This is a genomic window from Aureimonas sp. ME7, assembly GCF_903970965.1.
GTDB lineage: Bacteria > Pseudomonadota > Alphaproteobacteria > Rhizobiales > Rhizobiaceae > Aureimonas.
In genome coordinates, this window is record NZ_CAJCKW010000014.1 from 31036 (window position 1) to 57480 (window position 26445).

Consider the following 26445-nt stretch of genomic DNA (forward strand, 5'->3'; position numbering starts at 1 on the left):
CCTCCTTCGCGGGTATGTTGGTTTCGCGTGGTGCGCTTCCCGCATCCGCCCACGTCATTGTCTGCCCGCCCGCCGGCGGACGGTCGGCTTCAGAGACGCTGGCCTGTGCCGGCGTCGAAGAGATGAACTGCTTCCGGGTCGATCGAGACGTGCAACGTCTCGCCGGGCTTCAGCGCGACCCGCTCCCGGAACACGCAGGTCACCGCCGTCTTGCCGAGTTCGCCCAAAACCTGGCTTTCGAAGCCGGTCGGCTCGATCACTACCACCTCGATGGGCGTGGTGCCGCCCAGTCGGATGGCCTCCGGCCGCGCGCCGTAGACGAGATCGCGCCCCCTTGCCGCTTCGTGGCGCCCGCTGACCGGCAGCGAGATGCCGTCCGTGGTGACGAAGCGCGTCGGATCGTTCGGGTCGAGGCGCCCATGCAGCATGTTCATGGCCGGCGAGCCGATGAAGCCTGCGACGAAGAGATTGTTCGGCCGGTCGTAGAGTTCGAGCGGCGCACCGACCTGCTCCACCACGCCGTCATGCATGACGACGATCTTGTCGGCCATGGTCATCGCCTCGATCTGGTCGTGCGTGACGTAGACGGTGGTGGTCGTCAGGCGCTGATGGAGGTTCTTGATCTCCGTGCGCATCGACACGCGCAGCTTGGCGTCGAGGTTGGACAAGGGCTCGTCGAACAGGAACACCTGCGGATCGCGTACGATCGCCCGGCCCATGGCGACGCGCTGGCGCTGGCCGCCCGAAAGCTGGCGCGGGAAGCGATCGAGGAGATGCGACAGGCCGAGGATTTCGGCCGCCGGTTTGACCCGGGCCGATATCTCCTCTCGCGAGGCCTTCTTCAGCGCCAGCGAGAAAGCCATGTTGTCGGCCACCGACATGTGCGGGTAGAGCGCATAGTTCTGGAACACCATGGCGATGTCCCGGTCTTTTGGTGGTACGTCGTTGACGACGCGGTTGCCGATCCGGATCTCGCCGCCGGACACATGCTCCAGCCCGGCCAGCATCCGCAGGAGCGTGGACTTGCCGCAGCCGGACGGGCCCACGAGGATGACGAACTCGCCGTCGTCGATCTGAATGTTGACGCCCTTGATGACCGGATGGGCACCAAAGGATTTCCGAACGTCGGCGATATCGACAGACGCCATGCAGTTTCCTCCCGTTGGACCCGAAACAGCACCGCGAGCCTCCCCCCGCATCGTGCCGTTCGGTCGTTATCGCCTCGAAGGCGCTTGTTCGATCGTCGTTCCCCGCGCCTACCCCCGGCCGACGAACGGCATTTTGGTCGCTATGATCGTCATGGTCAGGACGTTGGCCTCCAGCGGAAGCGCCGCCATGTTAACGACCGCTTGGCCCACGAGCGCCGGGTCGATCGTGGGTTCGGCCGCCGTCGATCCGTCGGCCTGCAGGGCGCCTGCCGATATCGCCGTCGTCATGTCGCTGGCGGCATTCCCGATATCGATCTGACCGCAGGCGATGTCGAAGCGGCGGCCATCGAGCGCCGTGGACTTCGTCAGTCCGAGAATTCCATGCTTGGTCGCCGTGTACGGCGCGGAGTTCGGGCGCGGCGTCGTCGCGGACACCGATCCGTTGTTGATGATCCGCCCGCCGCGTGGCGACTGCGCCTTCATGATGCGGAACGCCTGCTGAGTGCAAAGAAACGCACCGGTCAGATTGGCGGATACCACGGTGTTCCACTGCTCGAACGAAAGCTCTTCCATCGGAACAGGCGGTGCCAACGATCCCGCGTTGTTCACCAGAAGATCGAGGCGTTTGAACCGGTTCTCGATGCTGGAAAACAGGGTGGACACCGACACCGGATCGGCGATGTCGGCCGAGATGGCCTCAAGCGCTCCCGACGCACCTCGATAGGCCGCGACCGCCGCCTCCAGAACCTCGGCCCGGCGACCGGCGATCACGACCGTCCATCCGGCTGCGGCGAGCGCATGCGAGATCGCCCGGCCGACGCCTGTTCCGCCGCCCGTCACCAGCGCGACCTTCGTCTGACCCGTTGCTTGGTCGTCAACCGTCGGCATGCATGCACTCCCGTTCCATGAGATTGTCGGCTGCGATTCCTCGATCGCAGTGCCCTTCGAAACGTCGTTTCCAGCCGAGGCCAGCATCCGTGCCTTCGCGGGGGCGATACTCGGCGCCGAAGAACCCGTTCCAGCCTTCCGAAACGAGAAGCGGCAGGAGGCGATCGTAGGCCACCTCGCCTTCGTCGGGTTCGGTTCGCGAGGGAACGGCGGCGAACTGGATATGGCCGATCCGCGCGCGGTGCTGTTGGAAGCGTCGCAGAAGATCCCCACCCTCGATCTGCACGTGGTAGCAGTCGAAGAGGATACGAAGCGAAGGGCGATCGACGCGCGATACGATCGTTGCCGCCTGCTCGATCGTTCGCAGGACGTAGCCCGGCGCGTCGCGCGCATTCAAAGGCTCGATGAGAACCGTTCGCCCGCTTCGCTCCGCAAGGTCGCACGCGAAATGGAGACTGCGGTCGAACGTTCGCTGCGTTGGCTCGACGTCACCTGCGGAAGCGATGCCCGCCATGACGTGGATGGCTCCCGCACCCACCTTATCGGCATAGGCGAACGCTTCCTCGATCGCTTCGCGCGCTTCCTCCTCCCGGTCGGGCAGCGCGGAAAGACCGAACTCACCAGGATTTCCCTTGCGCGTATTCAGGCTCAGAACTGGCAAGCCGGTCTCTCGAAGAGCCTCCGCCATGGCACCGGCATCCGTTTCATACGGCCATTGGAACTCGACCGCCTGGAAACCCGCTGCCTTCGCGCGCCGGATCGCATCCGGCAGCGCCAGTTCCGTCCAGAGGAAGCCGAGATTGGCCGAGAAGCGGAGCCGTGCGGTCATCGACCACCCATCGATGCGCGACCGCCGAGTTCGTCCTCGACATGGGCCTGGACGATCTCTTCGAATGTATCCTCCACGGTGAAGCCGAGTTCGCGAGCCCGCCGCGCCTCGATGTCGGGCGCCCATCCATCGACGATGCGGATGATCGTCTCGTCCGGCTCGCGGCGCACGAGCGCGAGGGCCTCGTCGCCCCCGACCGTCTGTAATGCCGCGAGTTCGTCCCGCACCGTGGCGGAAAGGCCCGGCATGTTGAGATTGCGACGAGGCCCGATCCGTGAGGTGTCGAGCGTGGCCGCGTGCAGGAAGAAGCCGATCGCCGAGCGGGGGCTGGCGAAAAAGTGGCGGACGCTATCCGACACGGGAAGCACGGCTTCCTGGCCCGCCAGCGGCTCGCGCAGGATGTTGGAGAAGAAGCCGGACGCCGCTTTGTTGGGCTTGCCGGGACGCACACAGATCGTCGGCAGGCGAAGCCCAACGCCGTCCAGGAATCCGCGCCTCGTATAGTCGGCGAGGAGAAGCTCGCAGATCGCCTTCTGCGTGCCGTAGCTCGTCAACGGCGTCGGCGCGAAATCCTCCGGCACCACTTCGGCGAAGGGCGCGCCGAACACGGCGATGGACGATGCGAAGACGACGCGCGGCGTGTAGCCGCTCGCCGCATGCTCCCGGCGGATGGCTTCGAAGAGATCGCGCGTCCCGTCAAGGTTGATGCGGTAGCCCTTCTCGAAGTCGGCCTCCGCTTCCCCCGAGACGATCGCGGCCAAGTGGAAGATGACGTCCGGACGCGCCGTCACGAGCGGTTCGCTGGCTTCGGGAACGGAGATATCGACGGCAGCCGTCCGCACCGATCCGATCCGCCCCGCGGGCTTCGACGGCTCGACGACGTCGACGAGCGTCAACGCTTCGACGGCCCGTCCGCCGAGCTTTCCTTCCCCGCAAATGGCCTCCGCGAGCTTTTGCCCGATCATCCCGGCCGCGCCGATGATGAGAACCTTCGTCATCGTCTTCCTCCCATAGCGCCGTGCCACCTCCTGCGGCGCGGCACTCATTCAAGCCATTCGTCGTTCCGGTTCGCCCGCCGATGTCCGATGCATCGCGTCCAAGGTGGTGCGGTAGATCCGCTCGATATGCACTTCGAACGCTTCGACCGTCGCGGCTCGGTCGCGCCCTTCGAGCGCGGCGACGATGGCGACGTGATCGGCGTAGCTGCGGGCGATCGCCCCGGGTTGCGATACGGCGCGGCAGCGCTGTTCCAACATGTAGGCGTAGAGATCGACGACGAAGTCTGCCAGGACCGGGTTGGCGGAGCACCGGTAGATCGCCAGATGAAACTCCCGGTCGGTGATGAGGAAGCGAACGGGATCGTCGAATGTCGCTTCCTGCGCCTTCAGCGACTGACGAAGGTAGCGCAGTGTCTCGTCGTCGATCCGCTCCGCCGCGTCGGCGACGACTGCGGTTTCGTTCATCAGGCGCGCGGCGTGGATATCTTCCAGGCCGTAGACGTTCATCAGGCGCGGCTCGCGCAGTCGCTTGAACTCCGGCCCCACCTCGTCGGATCGCACGCGGGTGCGCGCTCCCTGCAGAACGGCCACGAGCCCGCGCGCGGCCAGAATCTGGATCCCGCCGCGAACAGTCTCGCGGCTGACCTGCAGCGCCGCCGCCAGTTCGCGCTCGCTCGGCAGATCGTCGCCCACCTTCAGGATCCCAGATGCGATCATCATCGCGATCTTGCCGGCGACCACATCGCGGACGTTGCGCCGCACGATCGCTTCGCGAAGCTCGGGCGCGTTCTCCAGAACGAATTCCGACAGGGACATGAATTCAAGCTCCTGCCTGCTGGCACGGCCAGCGGACCAGTGGCAGGGTTTCAGGCCAGCAATTGTCTGTCAATTGGCCGGTTGTGCTGCGATGCAACGCCGACGCGCATTCCGGAGACACCATTTGCAGGCTGCGTCTTGCAGTTCGGTTAGGTTCCGGCCATGGAAGGCGCAATCGCAGCGCAAGGCGCTTTTCCGACACGACTTCTTGAAAGGCATTCGATATGAGCGCCGCAACGGACCTTTCCGCGTCCGCCCCGGCGGGCGTCGCCAAGACACCCGAAGGCTACGCCGCGCGGCGCACCTTCGCCATCATTTCGCACCCGGACGCCGGCAAGACCACGCTGACCGAGAAGCTGCTTCTGGCCGGCGGGGCGATCAACATGGCGGGCGCGGTGAAGGCGCGCGGCGAGAACCGCCGCGCCCGGTCCGACTGGATGGAGATCGAGCAGTCGCGCGGCATTTCCGTCACCTCCTCGGTGATGACGTTCGAGCGCGAAGGCATCACCTTCAACCTTCTCGACACGCCGGGCCACAGCGACTTTTCCGAGGACACCTATCGGACGCTCACCGCCGTCGACAGCGCCATCATGGTGGTGGACGTCGCCAAGGGTATCGAAAGCCAGACGCGCAAGCTCTTCGAGATCTGCCGCCTCCGGGACATTCCCATCATCACCTTCGCCAACAAGGTGGACCGCGAAGGCCGCAACCCGTTCGAGGTGCTGGACGAACTGGAAGAGGCGCTGGCGCTCAACGTGTCGCCACAGGTCTGGCCGATCGGCATGGGTTCGGACTTCCAGGGCTGCTACGACCTGGAAACCAACGAGTTCCTGTATTCGAAGATCCGCGCCAACGGAACGTGCGACAGCGTTCGCCAGATGACGGGGCTGGACGATCCCGCGCTCGACGAGATCATCCCGGCCCATGTTCTCGCGCGCTTTCGCGAGGAAGCGGAGCTGGCCCGCGAAGGATATTCCACATTCGATCCGGAAGCCTATCGCCAGGGCCATTTGACGCCGGTCGTCTTCGGCAGCGCGCTTCGCGATTTCTCCGTCGAGCAGTTGCTGCGCATCGTGTCGCGCTTCGCGCCACCGCCGCGCTCACAGCCCTCGGACAAAGGTCCGGTCGATCCGCGCTCGGACGACGTGTCCGCCTTCGTGTTCAAGGTGCAGGCCAACATGGACCCCAACCATCGGGACCGCGTGGCCTTCGTCAGGTTCTGCTCGGGCCATTTCAAGCGCGGCATGAAGCTCAATCACGTGCGCTCGGGCAAGGCGCTCGCGGTCAACAACCCGATCTACTTCTTCGCTCAGGAGCGCGCCCTGACGGAGGAAGCCTTCGCCGGCGACGTGATCGGCATCCCGAACCACGGGACGCTTCGGGTCGGCGACACGCTGACCGAGGGCGAGAGCTTCCGTTTCACCGGCCTGCCGTCCTTCGCGCCCGAGGTCATGCGACGTGTCCGGTTGGAAGATACGATGCGCATGAAGCAGCTGCGCCGGGCGCTGGAGGATCTTGCGGAGGAAGGCCTCGTCCAGGTGTTCAAGCCGATCTTCGGCTCGAACTGGATCGTGGGCGTCGTCGGCCCGCTTCAGCTCGACGTTCTCGCCTCGCGCATCAAGCAGGAGTACAAAACGGATATCGGTTTCGAGCCGGTCCCCTATGCGACCGCGCGTTGGATCTCCTCGGCGGACGAGCGCAAGCTCAAGACCTTCGTGGACGAGAACAAGGTGTCGATCGCGGAGGACCGCGATGGGCGCCCGGTGTTCCTGCCCAAGAACGATTGGGAACTGCGTTATGCGCGCGAGCGCAACCCGGACCTTCGCTTCGACGAAACGCGCGAGTTGGTGGCGACCTGAAGTCTCCGCACGGCGAACGACGACGATGTGTTCACCCGAAGGGCCGAAAAGCCGGTTGCGCTCGATCTGCCGCGGCGCACATTAGGCCCATCGAGGATCGAGAGGTATCCCATGACTGAAGTCGCCGTTCTCGTCGGATCGCTTCGACGCGATTCGATCAATCGCAAGCTCGCCATTGCCCTCGGCAAGCTCGCGGAGCCCAAGCTGCATTTCCGGCTGGTCGAACTGGCCGATCTGCCGATGTACAACGACGATCTCTGGGCCGACGTGCCGGCGGCCGTGACACGCTTCAAGCGCGACATCGAAACCGCCGACGCCGTCCTGTTCGTTACGCCGGAATACAACAGATCCTTCCCGGCGGTCGTGAAGAACGCCATCGACTGGGGCACCCGCCCCTATGGCCAGAACTCGTTCAGCGCCAAGCCCGGCGGTCTCGTCGGTACGTCGCCGGGTGCCGGAGGCGGATCGGCGGGCCAGAACCATCTCAAGAGTGTTCTGAGCGTCGTGGACGTCGTGCTGATGGGTCAGCCGGAAGTGTATCTGCACTACAAGGCCGAAGATTTCGACGACGCCGGCAACATCGTCAGCCAGCATACCCGCGAGTTCCTGCAGGGCTACATCGATCGCTTCACCAAATGGATCGAGCGCACGTCCGAGCCCAAGACATCTGCACAGGCGGACGCCTACGCCGACGCGTAAAGCCCAGACACCGCAGACCTCAATCGAGGTCTGCGGCCGTGATTCGGTCGATGCCTCGCCGTTCCATTTCGGCGAAGGCACCTTCGAGGGAGCCGTCGAGGTCGATCGCGCGGCAGGCGTCCTCGACGACCATCACCGGCCAGCCTTCCGTTTTGGCGTCGTAAGCCGTCCAGGCGACGCAGTAGTCAGTCGCGAGGCCGCAAACGAAGACCCGTTCCGCGCCGCGCTCGCGAAGATAGCCCGTGAGCCCCGTTTGCGTCGTCCGATCGGCCTCCTGGAACCCTGAATAGCTGTCGATGCCGCCGTTGTATCCCTTTCGGATGACGGCTTGCGCCCTCGCGATTCGCAACGACGGGTGAAACTCGGCACCGCTACTTCCCTGAATGCAGTGATCGGGCCATAGCACCTGCGTGCCATAGGCAAGCTCGATCGTCGTGAACGCTTCGCGGGCATGTGTAGAGGCGAAGGAAACGTGCCCGGGTGGGTGCCAGTCCTGCGTCAGAACGACGATGGGAAACCGCTCCATCAACCGGTCGACGATCGGCACCACGCTGTCGCCCCCGGCGACGGCCAGCGCCCCGCCGGGGCAAAAATCGTTCTGGACATCCACGACGATCAGCGCGTCGCGCTCTTCGATACGAATCGTCATTCCCATCTTTCCCAAGCCGCCTGGCACCTCTTGTCGCGCCGCATACAAACATGGTCGCTCACCGGCGGGAACCGGGAATTTCCAGTCGGCGTTCCAGGAACAGAAGGAGGCCAGGTCCATGCTGACGACCATCGTAGCCACGCTCGCCATGACCGCTGCTGCTTCCGCGATGCCAAGCTCGGTAACTGCTCTCAAATGGGAGCGCCGCGTGCTGATCGTGTTCGCGCCGACGCCGGGCGATCCGCGATGGCAGGAACAGGCGGCGCTTCTCGACGGTCAAGACCGGGATCTCGAAGAGCGCCGGATGGAGGTTCTGGCCGTGGTTGGAGATGACGTGAATCCGGTTCGTGGAAAGGCCGCGCGCGAGAGCGACGGTGCGGGATGGCGCCGAACCTTCCGCGTTTCCAACGACGAGTTCGCAATCGTCCTCATCGGGCTTGACGGCGGCGTGAAATGGCGTGCGGACGCTCCCGCTCCCTTGGCGGACATCAACGCAGTCGTCGACGCCATGCCGATGCGGCGGGGTAACCGTTCGCGCTGAGCGCCGGCACCGTCGTTCAGCGATCCTTTCGAGCGCTCTTCTCTTGCTTCATGAGCTTGGCGAACTGCTTCTCGACATCCTTGCCCACCGGGACAGGTTCGAGATCGACGCCGTCCGACAGCCGATCGGCGATCTCCTCCAGCGCGGCGATGCGCGCGTAGCGTTTGTCGTTGGCCGGAACGACGAGCCACGGTGCCGAACGGGACGACGTTCGCTCCAACATTTCGTTGGCCGCATTTTCGTATTCCGCCCATTTCTCGCGATTGCGAAAGTCCTCGTAGGACAATTTCCAACGCTTCAACGGATCCTTCATCCGATCCTCGAAGCGTTTGAGTTGCACGTCGGGAGTGATGTAGAGGAAGATCTTGGCGATCCGTGTCCCCGCGTCCGCCAATAGCTTCTCGAACTGGTTGATTTCCTCGAAGGCGCGGCCCCATTCCGACGGCTTGGCATATCCCTCGACGCGCTCCACCAGAACGCGTCCATACCAGGACCGATCGAACACACAGATCTCTCCCGTGCCGGGCAACCGGCTCCAGAAGCGCGAGAGGTAGTGGTGGCGTAGGTCCTCCGGCGTCGGCGCGGCGATCGGCCAGACCTTGAAACCCCTCGGGTCCATCACCGCCGACATACGACGGATCGCGCCCCCCTTTCCCGCCGCATCCCAGCCTTCGAAGACGACGACTGCGGTGTCCTTCGTATGCAGATAAGCCTGATGAATCTTCTGAAATCGGGTCTGCACCGCCTTCAGCCGACGATCGTACTCGTCGTGCTCGATCGACTTCGACATGTCCAACCGATCGAGCGGGCGATGTTCGGTGTCGGAGGAAGAGGCCTTGGCATTCATCGTCTCTGCCTTTTCTTCATCAAGGGACTGCGTCCAAACGAACCATGCGGAGAAATGCGCGGATCGGACTCCGGGGCCGAGCGTTTCACCGGCAGTTCAGTCCGACCGTTCAGAGTGATGCGTAATATGTTTCAGTCCGCCGATCTCGACACCCGTTCCTCCGTCGTTCCGGCGATCAGCCCGCTCCACCCCGTCGGCGCCACGGCCGTTCGCGTCCTGGAGACCTGGAACGCTCCTCGGAAGTTCCCGCTCGTCTTCGTCGCGCAGACGGTGCGCCGAGCCCGGGATATCTCGGAAATCCTTTGCGCCCTCGAGCCGAAGCTGAAGCTGGCCTACCTGCCCCCTTGGGACTGTCTGCCCTATGACGGTCTGTCGGCATCTCTTTCCGTCATGGGGCAGCGGATGGGTGTGCTGCGCTGGCTGACCAACTCGGCGAACCTTCCCGACATCGTCGTGACTACGGCCGAGGGCTTGATGCGCCGCGTTCCTCCCCGGTCGGTCTGGAAGAAGCTCCATCGCGAGTTCCGTCCGGGAGACGTGTTCGAGGTCGAAGAGGTCAAACCCTTCTTAGAGGCGCTCGGCTACGTATTCGACGACCGGGTGGACGAGCCGGGCGAGGCCGCGATTCGAGGCAAGGTCGTCGATTTCTTTCCGGCGGGTGGACAGCTTCCCTGCCGTATCGAGCACGAAAAGGGTCGCATCACCGCCATTCGCTCCTACGACCCGATCACTCAGAGAACGATCTCCGAAATCGAGATGCTCATCATCGACCCGGCCAGCGAACTGGTCGGAGCGGACCCCGAGAAAACGAGCGCAGCCTCGACGCCGGAAATCCGTCTCCTCCAGGTCCACGGCGACCTGGAAACGGTGTTCGACTATCTCGGCGAAAGCGAACTCCTGATCGAGGATGGGGTCGAACGACGGGCCGAAGCGTTTCTTCAAGCTGCGGACGAAGCCTTTCGCGAAACGGAGGATCGCGGCGAGCGAAAAGGTCGCACGCCTTCCCCCGAGCGCTTCCTGCTGGGCGACGAGGAATGGGTCGGGAAGGTGCGCAAGCGTCTCGGCGCCGTCATCGACGATCTGCCGGACGGCGCGAGCAGCAGCGTGGGGTCCTTCTCCGCCGCTTCGCAGCCGTGGGACGCGTTGCGCGACTTTATCGAGGAAAAAGGGGCGCCGCTTCGCGTAGTGCTGGCGGCCAACTCGAAACTCGTTCTCAACGACTGGCAGCGAAGGGCGCGTCGCAACCTCGGCGGCACCTGGGAGCGGGCAGGACACTGGAAAAGCGTCAAGGGGGCGAAGGACGGGACACGCTGGACCGCTATCCTTCCGATCAAGGAAGGCTTCTACCTCGCCGACCGGAACATTCTCGTCGTATGCCCGCGCGATCTCGGCGGACGAAACGCGGCCTCCGACGATCGGAGCGCGGCGTCCGCTTTGATGGGAAGCACCGAAGACTACGAGATCGGCGACGCCGTGGTCCATCTCGACCATGGGGTCGGCATTCTTGAAGGGCTGGAACATCTGGAGCGGGATGGGAAGGCGCACGACGTGCTCCGCCTCCGCTACGCGGACGACGCCTCGCTGATCGTGCCGATGTCGGACGTGGGCGCGCTGTGGCGATACGGCGGTCAAACCGGCGATCTGCGCCTCGACAAGTTGAAGGGCGAAAGCTGGGAAAACCGGCGCAACGACCTGATGCAGCGTGTGCAGAAGACGGCGGCCGGCATGGTCGAGCTTATGCGCGAGCGCCGTCAGGCGAAGGCCCCCGCATTGCGTCCCGACCGACGCGACTACGAGCGCTTCTGCGCAGGATTCGCGTATGAGCTATCCGTGGATCAGGAAAGTGCGGTGGATGCCGTTCTCGCCGACATGGCATCCGGGCGACCGATGGACCGACTGATTTGCGGCGATGTCGGCTTCGGTAAGACCGAGGTCGGGCTTCGTGCCGCCGCCGTTGCCGCATCTGCCGGGCGTCAGGTGGCCATCGTCGCCCCGACCACCGTTCTCGCCCAACAACACACGCGCTCGGCCGCCAAGCGCTTTCATGCGCTTGGGATCGAAGTCGCGCATCTTTCTCGGCTGACGAGCGCGAGCGACGCCAAGCGGATCAAGGACGGCTTGAAGAGCGGCGAGATCCGCGTCGTGGTCGGCACCCACGCTCTGTGCTCGTCCACGATCGACTTCGCTGATCTTGGTCTCGTGGTGATCGACGAGGAGCAGCGTTTCGGCACGAAGCAGAAGGAGGCTTTGCGGCGCATGGCGCAAGATCGTCATATCCTGACGATGACGGCGACCCCCATACCGCGCACCCTGCAGGCCAGCTTCGTCGGCCTGAACGAGATCAGCGTGATCGCGACCCCGCCGACGCTGCGCCGCCCGACCAGAACGGTGCTGGCCGAATTCGACGACAATCTCGTTCGCGATGCGCTGATGCGCGAGCGCCGGCGCGGCGGTCAGAGTTTCGTCGTTTGTCCGCGCGTCGAGGATATCGAACCGATGGCCGAACGCCTTCGCGCGCTGGTGCCGGATCTCGCGGTCGCGGTGGCGCACGGGAAACTGGCGCCGGACGTCGTCGACGAGACGATGTTCGACTTCTCCAAAGGACGGGGCGATGTTCTTCTGGCGACCAACATCATCGAAAGCGGGTTGGATGTGCCCGCCGCCAACACGATGATCGTCTGGCGGCCCGACCGGTTTGGGTTGGCGCAGCTCCATCAGATCCGCGGCCGTGTCGGGCGCGGCTCGCGCCGCGGCGTCGTATATCTCTTGATGGAAAGCGGCCAGACACTTGGCGAGAACACCGAGCGCCGGCTGCGCACGCTGGAAGCGATGTCGAGCCTTGGCGCCGGGTTCGCGATCAGCGCTCGCGACCTGGACCTGCGTGGCGCGGGAGAACTCCTCGGCGACGAACAGGCGGGGCATCTGCAACTCGTGGGGCTCGGCCTCTACAGACATCTTCTAGAGCGCGCCCTCATTGTCGCCGAAGGCAGGCAAGCGCCCGACGATTGGACGCCCGATGTGGCGATCGGGGCCATCGGCAGCATTCCGGCTGAATACATTCCCGATCCCGCCGCACGTATCAATCTCTACAGCCGGATCGATCAGGTGCGCGAGCGTTCGACGCTCGAACTCCTGATCGAGGAGATCACAGACCGTTTTGGAGCGATCCCGCGCGAAACGAAGATTCTCCTGAAACTGGCAGAGTTGAAGCTTCGGTGCCGCGAGCTCGGCTTGCAGAAGCTGGCCTCGGGCCCGAAGGGCACGGCGATCACCTTTCGCACCCGTGCGCAGGCGGACGCCGCCCGCAAGCTCGGCTGTCCGGCCGGGTGGAAGTGGAACGAGGCGAAGCTCGTCGCGCCGATTGCGGCGTCCAAACTGTCGGAGCGCTTCGTTGCCGCCCGACAGGTGTTGGATACGATCGAACCAAGAGGCTGATGTCGGACACAAAAAAGGGCGGCACGAGGGCCGCCCAATTTGGCTGGAGTATCAGGTCATGAAAAACCCGATGCTCATGAATTGGTTGTTGACCCTAAAGGTTGCGACAAAGGTTGCGGAAATTTAACGAACGGCCTTTCCCTTCCCGATTTCCTTTCGCGCCGCAACTAAGGGCGTGTGGAGGCGTTACGCCCCTGCCTCGCGCCGCTTGCCGGAGCAGAACTCCGCGCGGCGCCATGTTGGATCAGTTGAGGAGAAAGAGATGTTCCGCGATAAGCCCTCGGCCTATGATCGGTTGACCGACGCGATCGGCGACATCGGGGAACGCCTGTCCGACCTCGAGTCCCAGATCGTCGAGCGCATCAACCCGAAGCCCTCGAAAGCCGAGCGCCTGCGCCGCGCGGTGGACCGCGAGTTGCACCGGCTCTACGATACGGCCGAACCGTCCTATTCCCGCTACCTGCCGTCTTTCCTTTCCAACCTGTCGCTGCCTTCGGCCGACGACGCGCGGGCTGGGGTCAACAAGGCACGGCGTTCGCTTCTAGACGGCGCCAACGATCTGCAGGATCAGGTTCGCGACGCTCGCAGCCATCTACCGGCCCTGTCGTCGTTCTGGCCTTCCCTAACCCATCGGTCGAGCTTCAAGGGCGGGCGCGGCTATCAGCGCGGCGCCGACTACTTCCGCGACCGTCCGAACGTCACGACGGCCCTCGTCGCCGGCGGCGCGATCCTGGCGATTGGTGGTGCCTTCTACATCACGAAAAAGATCGCCGACCACGCCGAGGAGCCGGACTACGACGTCGTGCGCAAGGACGGGGATATCGAGATCCGCGACTACGATGCGCTGGTCGTCGCCGAGACGATCAAGACCGGCTACCACGAGAAGGCTCGCCGCCGCGGGTTCGAGACGCTCTACGATTTCATCACCGCGAACAACCGGTCCGGCAAGAAGATCGCGATGACGGTGCCGGTGCTCCAGCAGTTGTCCGAGGGCGAAGGCCGGGTCAAGGGCTGGGCGATCCGCTTCGTCATGCCGAAGAAATACACGAAGGCCAGCCTCCCGACGCCGAATTCGGACGACGTCCGCATCCATGAGGTTGCAGCCCGCCGGCTGGTCGCCATCCGGTTCAACGGCAATTTCACCGCCTCCGTTGCCAGCAAAAAGCTGATGACGCTCTACAACTACATCTCCGACGAGTCGCTGAAGCAGAAGGGCGACCCGGTCTACGCCTTCTACAACTCGCCGATCACCCCGGGTTTTCTCAAGCGCAACGAGATCCTGATCGAGGTCGAGCGGTAAGTCGTTCGATTATAGCTGTGATAAATAAGGGCGCTCCCAAGGCGCCCTTTTTCGTTTCCTGACGCGCCTTATGTGGTACTTGAGTGCCAAATTTGGGGTTCTATAATACCACAATATCAAGACATTGAAATTGCTCTCTTATTTTTACCGTCTGCAGCACTGGTGTAGCGCTGAGCGCTTGCGTTCTACGCAACTCGCGGCTATGGAGCGTCAATCGAACGCGGGGAAGCCTGCGTTCATTGGCACGGGTCGAGTTCGATCTCTTCCCAAGCAGCGAACGACCCAAGGATTTCCGAATGAAGACCTTCTCGCAAAAGTCCGAGACGGTGGTGAAGAAGTGGATCGTCATCGACGCCGAAGGGCTCGTTGTCGGTCGCCTCGCCTCCCTCGTCGCGCTTCGCCTTCGCGGCAAGCACAAGCCCTCCTTCACGCCGCACGTCGACGACGGTGACAACGTCATCATCGTCAACGCCGACAAGGTCGTGTTCACGGGCAAGAAGTACCAGGACAAGACCTACTACTGGCACACCGGCTACATCGGCGGGATCAAGGAGCGCAAGGCTCGCGAGATCCTCGAGGGCCGCTTCCCCGAGCGCGTTCTCGAGAAGGCCGTCGAGCGGATGCTTCCGCGCGGGCCCCTCGGCCGTCGCCAGCTCAAGAACCTGCGCGTTTATGCCGGCACCGAGCATCCGCACACTGCTCAGTCGCCCGAGACGCTCGACGTCAAGGCGCTGAACTCCAAGAACACGAGGGCTGCATAATGGCCGATCTCAACTCGCTGCAGGACCTCGCGACCTCGAACGTCGCCGAGACCAATGCCGCTCCGGTTCACGTGCAGAAGCTCGACGCCCATGGCCGCGCCTACGCGACCGGCAAGCGTAAGGACGCCGTCGCTCGTGTGTGGGTGAAGCCGGGTTCCGGCAAGATCACCGTCAACACCAAGGACTACACGGACTACTTCGCGCGTCCGGTGCTCCAGATGGTGCTTCAGCAGCCGATCGTCGCAGCCTCGCGCGACGGCCAGTTCGACATCGTCGTGACGGTGGCGGGCGGCGGTCTGTCGGGCCAGGCGGGTGCCGTTCGCCACGGCATCTCGCGCGCCCTCACCTTCTACGAGCCGGGCCTTCGCTCGGTTCTCAAGAAGGGCGGCTTCCTGACCCGCGATTCGCGTACCGTCGAGCGCAAGAAATACGGCCGCGCCAAGGCTCGCCGTTCGTTCCAGTTCTCGAAGCGCTGATCGGCTCGGCACCATTCGCCATCGAAGGGCTCCGGGAAACCGGGGCCCTTTTTCGTATGCGTGCGGCCGTTCGAAGGACTTCATGCTTTCACGCGCGGGCGCTATGGATCGCCTCGACCACGAACGCCGGGATCATCATGGCCACCAAAGCGATCGACAACGCCTTCACCGCATCCGCTCCGTTCGGAGCGGCCAGCGACCCGACCTATGCCGGCGCCCTCTCCTTCATGCGGCGGCGCTATACCAAGGACGTTTCGGGCACCGACGTCGCCGTGTGGGGCATCGCGTTCGACGCCTCGGTCTCCAACCGGCCGGGAACCCGCTTCGGGCCGCAGGCCATACGCCGCGCTTCGGCGATCTTCGACAACGACCCGCAATACCCGTTCCATGCCGACTTCTTCGAGGTCCTCGACGTCGTCGACTATGGAGATTGCCTACTCGACTATCGCTTGCCCGAGCGTGCGCATCTCGCCATGCGCAAGGAAGCGAGCGAGCTTTTGGAGAAGACCGACTTCCTGCTGACGCTGGGCGGCGATCACTCGATCACCTATCCGCTGCTGCAGGCGCATGCCGAGCGGCACGGCAAGCTCAGTCTCGTCCACTTCGATGCGCATCAGGACACGTGGCCACTGGCAGGCGACACGCATGGGCGCCCGCGCGTCGATCACGGCTCCTTCGTTTCGGCCGCCCTGCGCGACGGGCTGATCGATCCGGACACGTCGATCCAGATCGGCATCCGCACCCACGCGCCGGAGACAGGCGGTCTTGAGATCGTCTACGGCCACGAGGTCGAGGATCTCAGCTCGGCCGAAATCGCCAAACGGATCTACGAGCGGACGGGCGGCACCAATTGCTACCTGACCTTTGACATCGACTGCCTCGACGTGGCCTTCGCACCCGGAACGGGAACGCCGGTCGCGGGCGGTCCGAGCAGCGCGAAGATGCTCGCGGTTCTCCATCACTTGAAGAACCTCGATCTCAAGGGCGCGGACGTCGTGGAGGTGTCTCCACCCTACGATCACGCCGACATGACGGCGATCGCCGGCTCCACCGTCGCCGTGTACATTCTCGGCATCCTTGCCGATAAGAAGGCCAAGCGTCAGGGCTGACGTTTCGCCAAAGCCTTCCGCATTCCATCCACGACGGGTATCGATATGAAACCGCGCATCTTCATCGACGGCGAGCATGGAACCACGGGCCTTCAGATCCGCTCGCGCATGGCGGGCCGCGACGACGTGGAACTTCTCTCGATCCCCGAGGCGGAGCGGCGCAACGAGGCGATCCGCGAGGATCTTCTGAACGAAGCCGATATCGCGATCCTGTGCCTGCCGGACGATGCCGCGCGGCAGGCCGTATCGCTGCTATCGGGCAACGGCCGCACCCGCGTCATCGACACGAGCACGGCGCACCGGACGGCGGATGGATGGGCCTACGGTTTTGCCGAACTGACGCGGGGCCAAGGCGACGCGATCCGCTCGGCCCGCCTCGTGGCCAATCCGGGCTGCTACCCGACGGGTGCGATCGCCCTTCTCCGCCCGCTGCGAGAGGCTGGCCTTCTCGCCGCTGAGCATCCCGTCTCGGTCAACGCCGTCTCGGGATACACCGGCGGCGGCAAGCAGATGATCGCGCAGATGGAGGACGAAACGCGCGAGGATCGCATCACCGCACCGCATTTCCTCTACGGCCTCGATCTGGCGCACAAGCACCTGCCGGAGATGCGTGTCTACGGGCAGTTGGCTGGTGACCCGATCTTTGCGCCGTCCGTCGGCAAGTTCCCGCAGGGCATGATCGTTCAGATCCCCCTGCTGCTCGACGAATCGAGGACGCCGTCCCAGCTTCATGCCGCACTGGCCGATCACTACGCAGGTCAGGACGTCGTGACCGTCGTGCCTCTCAGCGAGGGCGCGACCCTCAAGCGTATCGACGCGACGGAGCTGGCTGGAACCGACCGGATGAAGCTTTTCGTCTTCACCTCGCCGGACGGCGCCCGGGCCAATCTCGTCGCTCTCCTCGACAACCTCGGCAAAGGGGCGTCCGGTGCCGCCGTCCAAAACATGGACCTGATGCTTTCGGCTTGAGATTTCAGGCGCCGACGGCGCGCAACTCGACGCCGGGCTGCGCGAGCGGGTAGCGTCCATGCATGCCTCGCGCATGCGCCACTGCACCGGTCAGGACGAGCAAGGCGCCGGCCTGGTGCGTCAGCGCCGCATCGATTGGAACATGAAGCAGAAGGGTCGCGATCCCGATCGCGGCCTGTCCCGTGACGGCCAGCGCCAAGAGCTGCGCTCCCTTCGCATGATGCGAGCCCGGAGCGATCCGCCATGCGGCGAACGCATGAAGTAGGGCGACCGTCAGCAGAACGTAGGCGCCTGTCCGGTGGACGAACTGCACGGTCATCACGTTCTCGAAGAAATTGCGCCAGATGGGCGACATCGGCAGAAGGTTGGAGGGGATGATCTGCCCGTCCATCAGCGGCCACGTGTTGAAGCTCAAGCCCGCGTTCAAGCCGGCAACGAGGCCGCCGAGATAGATCTGAACGAGCGTCAGCGCGACGATCAGCAGTCCAACCTTGCCCGAATGCGCCGTCGGCGGCGCGGCGGCCGGTCTGGAGGACAGCCCCCGAGCGATCCAGAGCGTCGCCGTCAGGATGATGCAAGCCGTCGTCAAATGGATGGCCAGCCGATACTGGCTGACATCGGTCCGCTCCACGAGACCGGAGGCGACCATCCACCAGCCGATCGCGCCTTGTAGGCCTCCGAGTGCCAGAAGGCCCACCAGCCTCGGCTTCAACCAAGACTCGACGCGCCCCGCGATCCAGAACCAAGCGAGCGGTAGCGCGAAAACGAAGCCGACGGCGCGGGCGAGGAAACGGTGCGTCCACTCCCACCAGTAGATGGTCTGGAAGTCGGACAGCGACATGCCGCGATTGATCTGCTGGTATTGCGGAATCTGACGGTAGAGATCGAACTCCTCCTGCCATTCCGCGTCGGACAGCGGTGGTACGATCCCATGGATCGGCTTCCATTCCGTGATGGAAAGGCCCGACTCGGTGAGCCGCGTCGCGCCGCCGACGACGACGAGCGCCATCACCATCGCCGCCACGAGATAGAGCCAGATACGGATCGCGCGGCGATCCGCCAAGCGACGTTGGATGGATCGGGTCGGGTCGGTCGTGATCGATGTCATGCAATCGCCTAGCGTTCGCCGAAACGAAGGCCGCCGCAAAGGGTCCGCGAGCCCAGCCCGCAGCGGCTTTTCCAAGCCAGCTCTCTTACGAACGGTTCCAGAAGGCAAGGTTCATATTGTCCTACCTTCTTGTTCTCAGCGGCACGACCTGCGAGGAAGCCGCATCGTTTCGTGCGCGAGAAGAGCCATGCCCGTCCGGTTGAAGAAACTCATCGGAGCCGTGATCCTCCTGTTTCTGGTGATCGCCTACGCCGTTCTGGCGACCGCCTACGCCTCGCTCCGCCTCGGCCAGTCGCCCGGCTACGTGCATCTCCTATATTTTCTGCTGACCGGCTTGCTTTGGATCGTGCCGGCAATGTTCGTCATCCGGTGGATGGAACGGGAGCCGAAGAGCCGCCGATAGGTCCGCTACGTCCCCTCGCCCACGACCACCATGTCATCGAATCCTGAGGCCCGGAGCTGAGCCACCGCCTCCTCGACCGTTGTCGCTCCTGCCGAGCCGGTGGCCAGAAGCAGAGCTGCCTCGACCGTCATCGCATCGGCGACCTTGCGCTCCGCCAGTGCCCCGCAGTCGACGATAACCGTCTCGTAGTTCCGTTCCACGAACTCCATCGCGTCCGCGAGGTCTCGCGAACGCTCGTTCAACCACTCAGGCTGGCGACCGAGCGGAAACACGTCGGCCGCGGTTGCGAAATCTCGCCGCGCCGCCTCGGCGAAGGTACCCTCGCCCGACGCCATATCCGAGAGCCCCACGGAACCCGGCGGCACCCCCATGGCGAGAGCCGAACGCTGCTCGCCGCCGACGTCGATCAACGCCACGGAATGCCCTCGAAGAGCCAGACGGCGGACGATCTCGGTCGCTATCGGGCGGCTCAGGGTCGGCTCCGGGGTTACGACGACCGCGCGGGAGATTTCGCTCGCGATGATCGCCCCGATGACATCGTCGATCGAGGCGGTGTCCATCGCCGGTGACCTGAAACTACCGTCGCCGCGCGGCTTGCCCGGCGCCGCCGGAATGGCGACGGGCGCGACCGAGGGCGCTGTCATCCTCTTCCGGCCCGGCTGTCGAAGCGAGCCCACCGTCACGAACGCCGCAGACCCGAGTAGCCCTAGGAGGGCGGCACCGGCTATCAGCGGCCACACGGGCCGCCCGTCCACGGACGCCGGAAGCTCCGTGATCTCGAGCGGCGTCTCGGCGGTGGGACGCTCGGCGGCTTCCGGCTCGAGGACCGGCTCGACAGGCAGCTCCGACATCGTCGTTGCCTCGTCGGCGCGCCGCAACTCGGCTAGGAGTCGCCTTTCGACTTCGACCGCTTCCGATGACTTGTTGAGGTCCGCCTGAAGTTTCTCGCGTTCCGCTGAAAGCTCCTGCGTCCGGCGTCGGCGCCTGTCCGCGTCACCGGCTTGCTTCTCGAGAGCGACGATACGCCGACTCAGAACTCGATCCACGCGTTCGCGTGCGGTGGAAACCTCGCGGTCGAGGTCTGCCAGCCGCAGTCGCGCCATCGCCATTCGGGGATGACCGTCGAGCAGTGTGCGGGACAGGTCCTCGACCTGCGCCGCAAGCCGGTTTCGCGTGGTTTGCATCCGCGCCCATTCGGCTAGCCCGGAAACATCGGATCCGGCCGTATCACCATCCGACACACGTCCGCGCCGCACGTCAGCGCGGAGTGCCTCCAGATCGGCGCGCCGTTGTCGCTCTCGTTGCCCGCCTGCGGCATCATTCCCAAGCGGCTCCCCCAGCGTGTCTGCCGGATGTTCCCTGTCGAAAGCATCCAAACGGTCGCGCGACCGTATCACGACCGCCTCTTTGTCCCGCAGACGGTTTCCAGCTTCCGACACGGCTGTTGTCAGGCTCGGTGCCTGCGGGTCAGGTCGTAGGACGGGCGATTGGGCTGGCGACGGGGTGGGCATCCCGCCAGCTTCCGCAGCTCTCACCTCATCCAACAGAGCCGTTGCACGTATTCGCGCCGCATCCGCATCGACATCCTCCGCCCAGATGACGATCGAACCGACACCTGTCCTATCGATGCCGGCGGACGCAACGTGTCGCTCGTCGGCAGATCCCGAAGCCCTCGATGAAAAAAGGTCGATCCAGCGTCCGACAAGACCGCCGTCATGCGTGGAGCCTGACGGCTCCGACACGTCGACGGCTCGCACCCATCGCGCGATCTGGTCCGATGTTCCCGACACTTCGAACGAAACGCGATGGTCGCGTGGCGCGATCGTTGCGGCCAAGAGCGCCGCGCCCGTGAACAACGCGGTTGTCAGCATTAGGACCGACCGGTTGATCCACAGAACCTTGAGCACCCGTTCGTCTTTCCCATTGGATTTCGACGCGATGGCGCGTCCCAGCGATCGCCGTCCTAGAATCGGACGGCGACATCGACTTCCTGTTTCGAGGATAGTAGCCACGCAGCCAGCAGCAATGAGGCGGAAATTTTACAGTTGATTAACCCTAACGACGTTACGTTATCCTCGAAGTGATCGGACCTGCGCCGCGACGGTGCCGTACCATGGAGAAACCCATGTCCACCGCCCGTGCGTTCATCATCGCGCTTGCCGGCTCGATGCTTGCCGGGTGCGTGTCGGCTCCGCCACCGCCGCCGGCTTTTCATGCTGCGCTCAACACCGAGTACCGCTTGGACGCAGGCGACCGGCTTCGCGTCACCGTGTTCGAACAGGACAGCCTTTCCAATACCTACACCGTGGATAAAGCCGGCTATCTGTCCCTTCCACTCGTCGGTGCCGTTCCCGCTCGCGGCAAGACGCCGGACGAGGTCCGGGCCGAGATCGGGGCCGCGCTGCGTGGCGGGTATCTGCGCGATCCCGACGTGTCGGTTCAGGTCGAACAGTACCGGGCTTTCTTCGTGATGGGCGAAGTGACCACCGGAGGCCAGTATTCCTACGTGCCGGGCATGACCGTTCAGAACGCCGTTGCGATCGCAGGCGGCTTCACCTCCCGTGCCGAAAAACGAACGGTCGACGTGACGCGGCAAGTCAACGGGCAGGTGATGACCGGTCGTGTCGTCTTGTCCGATCCGGTGCTTCCGGGAGACACGATCTCCGTGCGCGAGCGGCTTTTCTGAAACCGAACCTGCGCCGAACATCGAGATTCCTTCAAATGATACCGTTCGCGAAGGAACGGTTTTAGACTTTTCGCTCATGATGGAGGCTGCACGAACGCAGCTAACGACCGCCATGGGGCCGAAATGATAGCCGACCAAAGCGAGCATACGACCCTTGCACGCGAGGCTATCCGGACGTTCCAAGGCGTCGGCGGCGCCCCTGCGCCGATCAGCATCGATCTCAACGCCGCGGCGCGCCGTGCGGCCTCGCAGTTCTCGGGGCACGTCCTGTCCCCCCGGCTCCTATCGGGTCTTTCGGGCCTCGCCGAGTTCGCGATCCTCGTCACCTTCCTCACCGGAATGCGCTACGCCTTGCACGCTTACGTCGATGTCGCCCACCCCGTTGTGTCGACTGTGGGGTTTGCGCTCGGGACGGTTTCGATCGTTTCCCTTCTGCACGGCTACGAAGCGTCCCAACTGCGGTCGCAGCGGCGGCAGTCGCGTCGATTGGCGTTGGGACTGTCGGGCGGCGCTGCTTTGTCCGCAGCCTTGGCTTTTGCCCTGGGTTCCTTCAGCCTGCCCGACCAGATGACCTGGCTCGCGATATCGGGCGTGGTCTCGTTTCTCCTATTGTCCCTCGTGAGGAGCTTGCTTGCTGCCCGAGTTCGCCACTGGGCACGCACGGGTCGGCTCGAACGACGCATTGTCCTCGTCGGCGGCGGACGCGCCGCGGAAGAGTTTATTCGGACGCTGGAGAAGCAGCCGGACAGCGATATTCGGATCTGCGGGATCTTCGACGATCGCGAGGACGACCGCTCGCCCCCCATCGTCGCCGGCTATCCGAAGCTGGGTACGATCGCCGAACTGACGGAATTCGCCCGGCTCGCCCGGATCGATATGCTGGTGATCACGCTGCCGCTTTCGGCGGAACGAAGGATCCTCGCGATCCTCAAGGCGCTTTGGGTGCTTCCCCTCGATATCCGCATATCGGCCTTGTCGCAGAACCTGCGTTTCCGCTCGCGATCCTATTCCTATGCCGGCGACGTACCCATGCTGGACGTGATCGACCGACCGATCGCCGACTGGTCGCGCGTGGCCAAGCGCGTGTTCGACCTTGCGTTCGGCGTGGTGGCGCTAGCTGCGGTTTCGCCGATCATGCTGCTGACGGCGCTGGCCATCAAATGGGACACCCCCGGGCCGATCTTCTTCCGGCAGAAGCGCCACGGATTCAACAACGAGATCATCGACGTCTGGAAGTTTCGCTCGCTGCGGCACGAAATGTCCGACCCGTCTGCGCGCAAGCTCGTCACACGCGACGACCCCCGCGTGACGCGAGTCGGCAAGTTCATTCGGCGTACCTCGATCGACGAACTGCCACAGCTCTTCAACGTTCTCGCTGGAAACCTGTCGATGGTCGGCCCCCGCCCTCATGCGGTGGCGGCCCAATCCAGCCGGCAGGTCACGTTTACGGAGATCGTGGACGGCTATTTCGGACGCCACAAGGTGAAGCCGGGAATCACGGGTTACGCGCAGATCAAAGGCTGGCGCGGCGAGATCGACGACGACATCAAACTGCAGAAGCGGTTCGAACACGACCTTTTCTACATCGAGAACTGGTCGGTGCTCCTGGATCTCTACATCCTCGCCGCAACCCCGCTCAGCCTGGTCACGACACGCAACGCCTACTGAAAGCACCCATAAGGGTTCGATGGCGCGACGATAATACGACTTGACGCCCACCCCATCCGTGGGGTGGGCGGTGGCATTCGCAGATCGCGGCCTATCGATCAGCCGCGCCTGCCTACGATTGCCTAAGCGAAGGGCGAACGGAGGCTTCCGGTCACTCCGCCATCGCGATCGCGGAGTGCCGTCCTCGGTTCAGGTTCAAACCGCGGCGACGACGATGACCTCGACAAGGTAGTCTGGCGTGGCGAGCTTCGACTCGCCAGTCGCACGTGCAGGCGGGTTCGCCGGATCGACCCAGGCGTCCCAGACCGCGTTCATCGCACCGAAGTCCTTGATATCCGCAAGCCAGATCGTGGCCTGTAGAATCTTGGATTTTTCGGTGCCCGCTTCCGCAAGCAAAGCGTCGATCTGCTCCAGGACCGTATGGGTCTGCTGCGTCACGTCGTCGCCGGGATTTCCGACCTGGCCGCTGAGATAGACCGTGTTCCCGTGAACCACGGCGTCGCTCATGCGGCGTCCGGGATCGATACGACGAATGCTCATTCTATGCTCCGAATCATTCGGTAAGATGTTGGCTCGCCCATAAGCTTAGCCACATCTCGCCGTCGATCCAACGTGGAAGCTACCGCTAAATCAAGCGGCGCATTCCAACCCCGTCGTCGGGCTGGAACCGCGACACACGCGTGAATTTCTCATAGAGACCGTCCAGGCTCTCGACCATTCCCTGCTCGATGGCCTCGTCGCCGGTGATGAGTCCGTTCTCATAGGCACGCACGATGTCGGTGATCGTCATGGGTCCCGCCCTTTCCATGTCCAGTTCGCGGAATCCGCCGAATCAGGATTGGTTCCATCGTTGTTAACTTTTCGCCGGACCGTTTTCGGGAAAGTTCCGTCCTGACCGGACCGTGCCCTTGAGGTTCCGGCGTGAAGCAACAGAATGGAAAGGCGAAAGCGACGTCGCTCGAATCGTCGCCCCGATTGGAGTGGAAACGATGGCCTTGCGCGTAGTGATCTCAGTTCTGGCAACCGTCCTAGCATCCGGAAGCGCGTTGGCCGCACCGGTCGTCGTGTCGTCGAAGATCGATACCGAGGGGGGCGTCCTCGGCAATATGATCCTCCTGGTTCTGCAGAACGCCGGGATCGAAGCCACCGATCGCATCCAGCTCGGCGGAACGCCGGTGGTGCGCAATGCCATCACGGCCGGCGAGATCGACATCTATCCGGAGTACACCGGCAACGCCGCCTTCTTCTTCAACAAGGCCGAGGATCCGCTTTGGAAGGACGCCGACAAGGCCTACGCCGAAGCCAAGAAGCTCGACTACGATGCCAACAAGATCGTCTGGCTGACGCACTCGCCGGCCAACAACACCTGGGGCATCGCCGCCCGCAAGGATGTCGCGGAAGAGAACAAGGTCATTACCTTGAGCGACTTCGGGCGCTGGGTTTCGGGCGGTGGTGAGGCGAAGCTCGCGGCATCCGCCGAGTTCGTCAATTCCGCCTCCGCCCTTCCTTCGTTCCAGACGACCTACGGGTTCACCCTGAAGCCCGAGCAACTCCTGACGCTTTCGGGTGGCGATACGGCTGCGACCATCGCGGCGGCCGCCCAGAACACGAACGGCGTGAATCTGGCCATGGTCTACGGAACGGACGGCGGCATTGCCCCGTCCGGCCTCGTCGTGCTGGAAGACGACAAGAACGTGCAGCCCGTCTACCAGCCTTCTCCGATCGTGCGCGAAGACGTCCTCAAGGCGAACCCGCAGATCGAAGAGTTGCTGAAGCCCGTCTTCGAAGGGCTCGATCTCGTTACGCTCCAGGAACTGAACGGGCGCGTTCAAGTCGGCGGCGAACCGGCCAAGACGGTGGCTCAGGACTATCTGCGGGGCAAGGGCTTGGTGAAGTAGGAAGCGCCTGCGAACCGGAAACGGAAAAGGCCCGGATCGCTCCGGGCCTTCTCGATCACTGACGGGGGGCCGTCTTTTCGGCCTGCGCTTCGCAGACTTCGACGTGCTTTCGGAGCGCTTCCATCGACAGCACCGCCGCGATGCTGCGGATGTTCCGACCCTGCATCTGGGGGAGTTCCTGGACCCGTTGCAGACGGACGAGGAGTTCGGCTCGATTCATCGCTATCTCCTTTTTCACGATGGCATGACGGTCCGGCGAGCACTCGCCGGACACGCTCAATGAGTGGTCGCAACGCTCGCAAGCTGAGGCAGCTCGATATCGACCTCGAGAGTCGAGATCTGCTCGCCACGATCCATCTTGACCTTCACCTTGTCGCGGCTGATCGCGACGTGCTTGGCGATCACGGCGAGGATCTCCTCGCGAAGCACGGCGACCAGATCGGACTGTCCGATCTCGGCGCGCTCGTGTGCCAGCAGAACCTGCAAGCGCTCGCGAGCGGCCGGGGCCGTCGTGCGCTTGTTGAAGAAGCCGAAAAGACTCATGCCGCCCTCCGCCCGAAGAACTTGCCGAAGAGTCCCTTCTTGTCAGACGGAACGCTCATGGGAATCGTCTGGCCCATGAGGCGCTTGGCCGCGTCCATGTAGGCGCGGGCCGGAGCGCTCGCCGCATCGCTCAGCGTGACCGGCGTTCCGAGGTTCGAGGCGCGCAGCACTTCCGCACTTTCCGGCACGATGCCGAGAAGCGGGATCGAGAGGATGTCGAGAACGTCCTCGACCTTCAGCATGTCGCCACGCTCGGCGCGCACAGCATCGTAGCGCGTCAGGAGGAGGTGCTTGTCGATCCGCCCGCCGTCTTCGGCACGCAGCGTCTTGGAATCGAGAAGACCGATGATCCGGTCGGAGTCGCGAACCGAGGACACTTCCGGGTTGGTCACGACGACCGCGACGTTCGCATGGCGCATGGCCAGCGTCGCGCCGCGCTCGATGCCGGCCGGGCTGTCGCAGATGACCCAATCGAACATGCCGCGGAGCTGATCCATGACGCGGTCGACGCCGTCCTGGGTCAGGTTGTCCTTGTCGCGGGTCTGCGAGGCCGGAAGAAGCGCCAGCGTGTCGACGCGTTTGTCGCGGATCAGCGCCTGGTTCAGGTTGGCATCGCCCTGGACGACGTTGATCAGGTCGTAGACGACGCGGCGTTCGGCACCCATGACGAGATCGAGATTGCGTAGGCCGACGTCGAAATCGACGACCACGACCTTCTGCCCAGTCTGGGCCAGCGCGGCTCCGAGAGCGGCCGTCGAGGTCGTCTTGCCGACGCCCCCCTTGCCCGATGTCACCACCATCACCTCAGCCATTGC

Annotated in this window: 27 protein-coding genes; 13 read left to right on the forward strand and 14 right to left on the reverse strand. The window is 64.0% G+C overall.

The window, feature by feature from the left end; all coding sequences use genetic code 11:
- Nucleotides 1–89: 89 nt before the first annotated feature.
- The 5 genes from ugpC to H7A85_RS18110 all read right to left on the reverse strand — a co-directional run bounded on the left by ugpC (nt 90) and on the right by H7A85_RS18110 (nt 4679).
- On the reverse strand, nt 90–1148 hold the full coding sequence (gene ugpC / locus H7A85_RS18090) for a sn-glycerol-3-phosphate ABC transporter ATP-binding protein UgpC (protein WP_182421920.1): 1059 nt from the start codon (nt 1146–1148) through the stop codon (nt 90–92).
- 108 nt (nt 1149–1256) lie between these two features.
- Nucleotides 1257–2036 (reverse strand): SDR family oxidoreductase, encoded by a 780-nt coding sequence (locus tag H7A85_RS18095; protein ID WP_182421921.1) that lies wholly within the window; start codon nt 2034–2036, stop codon nt 1257–1259.
- On the reverse strand, nt 2023–2865 hold the full coding sequence (locus H7A85_RS18100; RefSeq protein ID WP_182421922.1) for a TIM barrel protein: 843 nt from the start codon (nt 2863–2865) through the stop codon (nt 2023–2025). Before H7A85_RS18100 ends, H7A85_RS18095 begins: the two co-directional genes overlap by 14 nt.
- Nucleotides 2862–3863: a D-erythronate dehydrogenase gene (gene denD / locus H7A85_RS18105; protein WP_182421923.1), complete on the reverse strand. Its 1002-nt coding sequence runs from the start codon at nt 3861–3863 to the stop codon at nt 2862–2864. The genes H7A85_RS18100 and denD overlap by 4 nt, the downstream gene beginning before the upstream one ends.
- A 48-nt stretch (nt 3864–3911) precedes the next feature.
- Nucleotides 3912–4679: a FadR/GntR family transcriptional regulator gene (locus tag H7A85_RS18110; RefSeq protein ID WP_182421924.1), complete on the reverse strand. Its 768-nt coding sequence runs from the start codon at nt 4677–4679 to the stop codon at nt 3912–3914.
- Between the two features lie 224 nt (nt 4680–4903).
- Between H7A85_RS18110 and H7A85_RS18115 the strand changes: the two genes are divergently transcribed.
- Together H7A85_RS18115 and H7A85_RS18120 are read left to right on the forward strand one after the other, a co-directional pair.
- Nucleotides 4904–6538 carry a peptide chain release factor 3 gene (locus tag H7A85_RS18115; protein ID WP_182421925.1) on the forward strand — a complete coding sequence of 545 codons (1635 nt, stop codon included), beginning with the start codon at nt 4904–4906 and terminating at the stop codon, nt 6536–6538.
- 111 nt (nt 6539–6649) lie between these two features.
- A complete protein-coding gene (locus tag H7A85_RS18120) occupies nt 6650–7237 on the forward strand; it encodes an NAD(P)H-dependent oxidoreductase (protein ID WP_182421926.1) in 588 nt (195 codons plus the stop codon).
- Nucleotides 7238–7256: 19 nt separating this feature from the next.
- On the opposite strand, the gene pncA is transcribed toward H7A85_RS18120, so the two are convergent.
- Nucleotides 7257–7886: a bifunctional nicotinamidase/pyrazinamidase gene (gene pncA, locus H7A85_RS18125; protein ID WP_182421965.1), complete on the reverse strand. Its 630-nt coding sequence runs from the start codon at nt 7884–7886 to the stop codon at nt 7257–7259.
- Nucleotides 7887–8004: 118 nt separating this feature from the next.
- Between pncA and H7A85_RS18130 the strand changes: the two genes are divergently transcribed.
- Nucleotides 8005–8427: a DUF4174 domain-containing protein gene (locus H7A85_RS18130; protein WP_182421927.1), complete on the forward strand. Its 423-nt coding sequence runs from the start codon at nt 8005–8007 to the stop codon at nt 8425–8427.
- 16 nt (nt 8428–8443) lie between these two features.
- Here H7A85_RS18130 and H7A85_RS18135 read toward each other — a convergent pair whose 3' ends face one another.
- A complete protein-coding gene (locus tag H7A85_RS18135; RefSeq protein ID WP_244631268.1) occupies nt 8444–9217 on the reverse strand; it encodes a polyphosphate kinase in 774 nt (257 codons plus the stop codon).
- 174 nt (nt 9218–9391) lie between these two features.
- Between H7A85_RS18135 and H7A85_RS18140 the strand changes: the two genes are divergently transcribed.
- The 6 genes from H7A85_RS18140 (at nt 9392) to argC (ending at nt 17324) form a co-directional block, all read left to right on the forward strand.
- Nucleotides 9392–12709 carry a DEAD/DEAH box helicase gene (locus H7A85_RS18140; protein WP_244631269.1) on the forward strand — a complete coding sequence of 1106 codons (3318 nt, stop codon included), beginning with the start codon at nt 9392–9394 and terminating at the stop codon, nt 12707–12709.
- A 262-nt stretch (nt 12710–12971) separates the two neighbouring features.
- Entirely contained in the window at nt 12972–14009 is a 1038-nt protein-coding gene (locus H7A85_RS18145; RefSeq protein ID WP_182421929.1) for a heme-binding protein, read from the forward strand.
- Nucleotides 14010–14305: 296 nt separating this feature from the next.
- On the forward strand, nt 14306–14770 hold the full coding sequence (gene rplM, locus H7A85_RS18150; RefSeq protein ID WP_182421930.1) for a 50S ribosomal protein L13: 465 nt from the start codon (nt 14306–14308) through the stop codon (nt 14768–14770).
- Entirely contained in the window at nt 14770–15246 is a 477-nt protein-coding gene (gene rpsI, locus H7A85_RS18155; RefSeq protein WP_182421931.1) for a 30S ribosomal protein S9, read from the forward strand. The genes rplM and rpsI overlap by 1 nt, the downstream gene beginning before the upstream one ends.
- A 137-nt stretch (nt 15247–15383) precedes the next feature.
- Nucleotides 15384–16355: an agmatinase gene (speB, locus tag H7A85_RS18160; RefSeq protein WP_182421932.1), complete on the forward strand. Its 972-nt coding sequence runs from the start codon at nt 15384–15386 to the stop codon at nt 16353–16355.
- A 45-nt stretch (nt 16356–16400) separates the two neighbouring features.
- Nucleotides 16401–17324 (forward strand): N-acetyl-gamma-glutamyl-phosphate reductase, encoded by a 924-nt coding sequence (argC, locus tag H7A85_RS18165; protein ID WP_182421933.1) that lies wholly within the window; start codon nt 16401–16403, stop codon nt 17322–17324.
- A 4-nt stretch (nt 17325–17328) separates the two neighbouring features.
- Here argC and H7A85_RS18170 read toward each other — a convergent pair whose 3' ends face one another.
- Entirely contained in the window at nt 17329–18432 is a 1104-nt protein-coding gene (locus tag H7A85_RS18170) for a COX15/CtaA family protein (protein WP_182421934.1), read from the reverse strand.
- A 187-nt stretch (nt 18433–18619) separates the two neighbouring features.
- Here H7A85_RS18170 and H7A85_RS18175 point away from each other — a divergent pair, with 187 nt between their 5' ends.
- A complete protein-coding gene (locus H7A85_RS18175) occupies nt 18620–18835 on the forward strand; it encodes a DUF2842 domain-containing protein (protein WP_182421935.1) in 216 nt (71 codons plus the stop codon).
- Between the two features lie 5 nt (nt 18836–18840).
- Here H7A85_RS18175 and H7A85_RS18180 read toward each other — a convergent pair whose 3' ends face one another.
- Entirely contained in the window at nt 18841–20742 is a 1902-nt protein-coding gene (locus tag H7A85_RS18180) for a hypothetical protein (protein ID WP_182421936.1), read from the reverse strand.
- A 218-nt stretch (nt 20743–20960) separates the two neighbouring features.
- Between H7A85_RS18180 and H7A85_RS18185 the strand changes: the two genes are divergently transcribed.
- Both H7A85_RS18185 and H7A85_RS18190 read left to right on the forward strand, forming a co-directional pair.
- Nucleotides 20961–21521: a polysaccharide biosynthesis/export family protein gene (locus tag H7A85_RS18185; protein ID WP_244631270.1), complete on the forward strand. Its 561-nt coding sequence runs from the start codon at nt 20961–20963 to the stop codon at nt 21519–21521.
- Nucleotides 21522–21644: 123 nt separating this feature from the next.
- Nucleotides 21645–23189, forward strand: a complete 1545-nt coding sequence (locus tag H7A85_RS18190; RefSeq protein WP_182421938.1) for an undecaprenyl-phosphate glucose phosphotransferase — start codon at nt 21645–21647, stop codon at nt 23187–23189.
- A 195-nt stretch (nt 23190–23384) separates the two neighbouring features.
- On the opposite strand, the gene H7A85_RS18195 is transcribed toward H7A85_RS18190, so the two are convergent.
- On the reverse strand, nt 23385–23729 hold the full coding sequence (locus tag H7A85_RS18195; protein ID WP_182421939.1) for a RidA family protein: 345 nt from the start codon (nt 23727–23729) through the stop codon (nt 23385–23387).
- Between the two features lie 85 nt (nt 23730–23814).
- Entirely contained in the window at nt 23815–23979 is a 165-nt protein-coding gene (locus tag H7A85_RS18200; RefSeq protein ID WP_182421940.1) for a hypothetical protein, read from the reverse strand.
- Between the two features lie 199 nt (nt 23980–24178).
- On the opposite strand from H7A85_RS18200, the gene H7A85_RS18205 reads away from it, so the two are divergent.
- Nucleotides 24179–25087, forward strand: coding sequence for an ABC transporter substrate-binding protein (locus H7A85_RS18205; RefSeq protein WP_182421941.1), 909 nt, complete (start codon nt 24179–24181; stop codon nt 25085–25087).
- Between the two features lie 55 nt (nt 25088–25142).
- Here H7A85_RS18205 and H7A85_RS18210 read toward each other — a convergent pair whose 3' ends face one another.
- Genes H7A85_RS18210 through minD form a run of 3 tightly spaced genes read right to left on the reverse strand, consistent with a single transcriptional unit; the run spans nt 25143 to nt 26442 of the window.
- Complete coding sequence (locus H7A85_RS18210; RefSeq protein ID WP_182421942.1) at nt 25143–25307, reverse strand: hypothetical protein; 165 nt, start codon at nt 25305–25307, stop codon at nt 25143–25145.
- A gap of 56 nt (nt 25308–25363) precedes the next feature.
- The gene (gene minE / locus H7A85_RS18215; protein WP_182421943.1) at nt 25364–25630 is read right to left on the reverse strand and encodes a cell division topological specificity factor MinE; all 267 of its coding nucleotides are present in this window, start codon (nt 25628–25630) and stop codon (nt 25364–25366) included.
- The gene (gene minD / locus H7A85_RS18220; protein WP_182421944.1) at nt 25627–26442 is read right to left on the reverse strand and encodes a septum site-determining protein MinD; all 816 of its coding nucleotides are present in this window, start codon (nt 26440–26442) and stop codon (nt 25627–25629) included. The genes minE and minD overlap by 4 nt, the downstream gene beginning before the upstream one ends.
- Nucleotides 26443–26445: the final 3 nt, after the last annotated feature.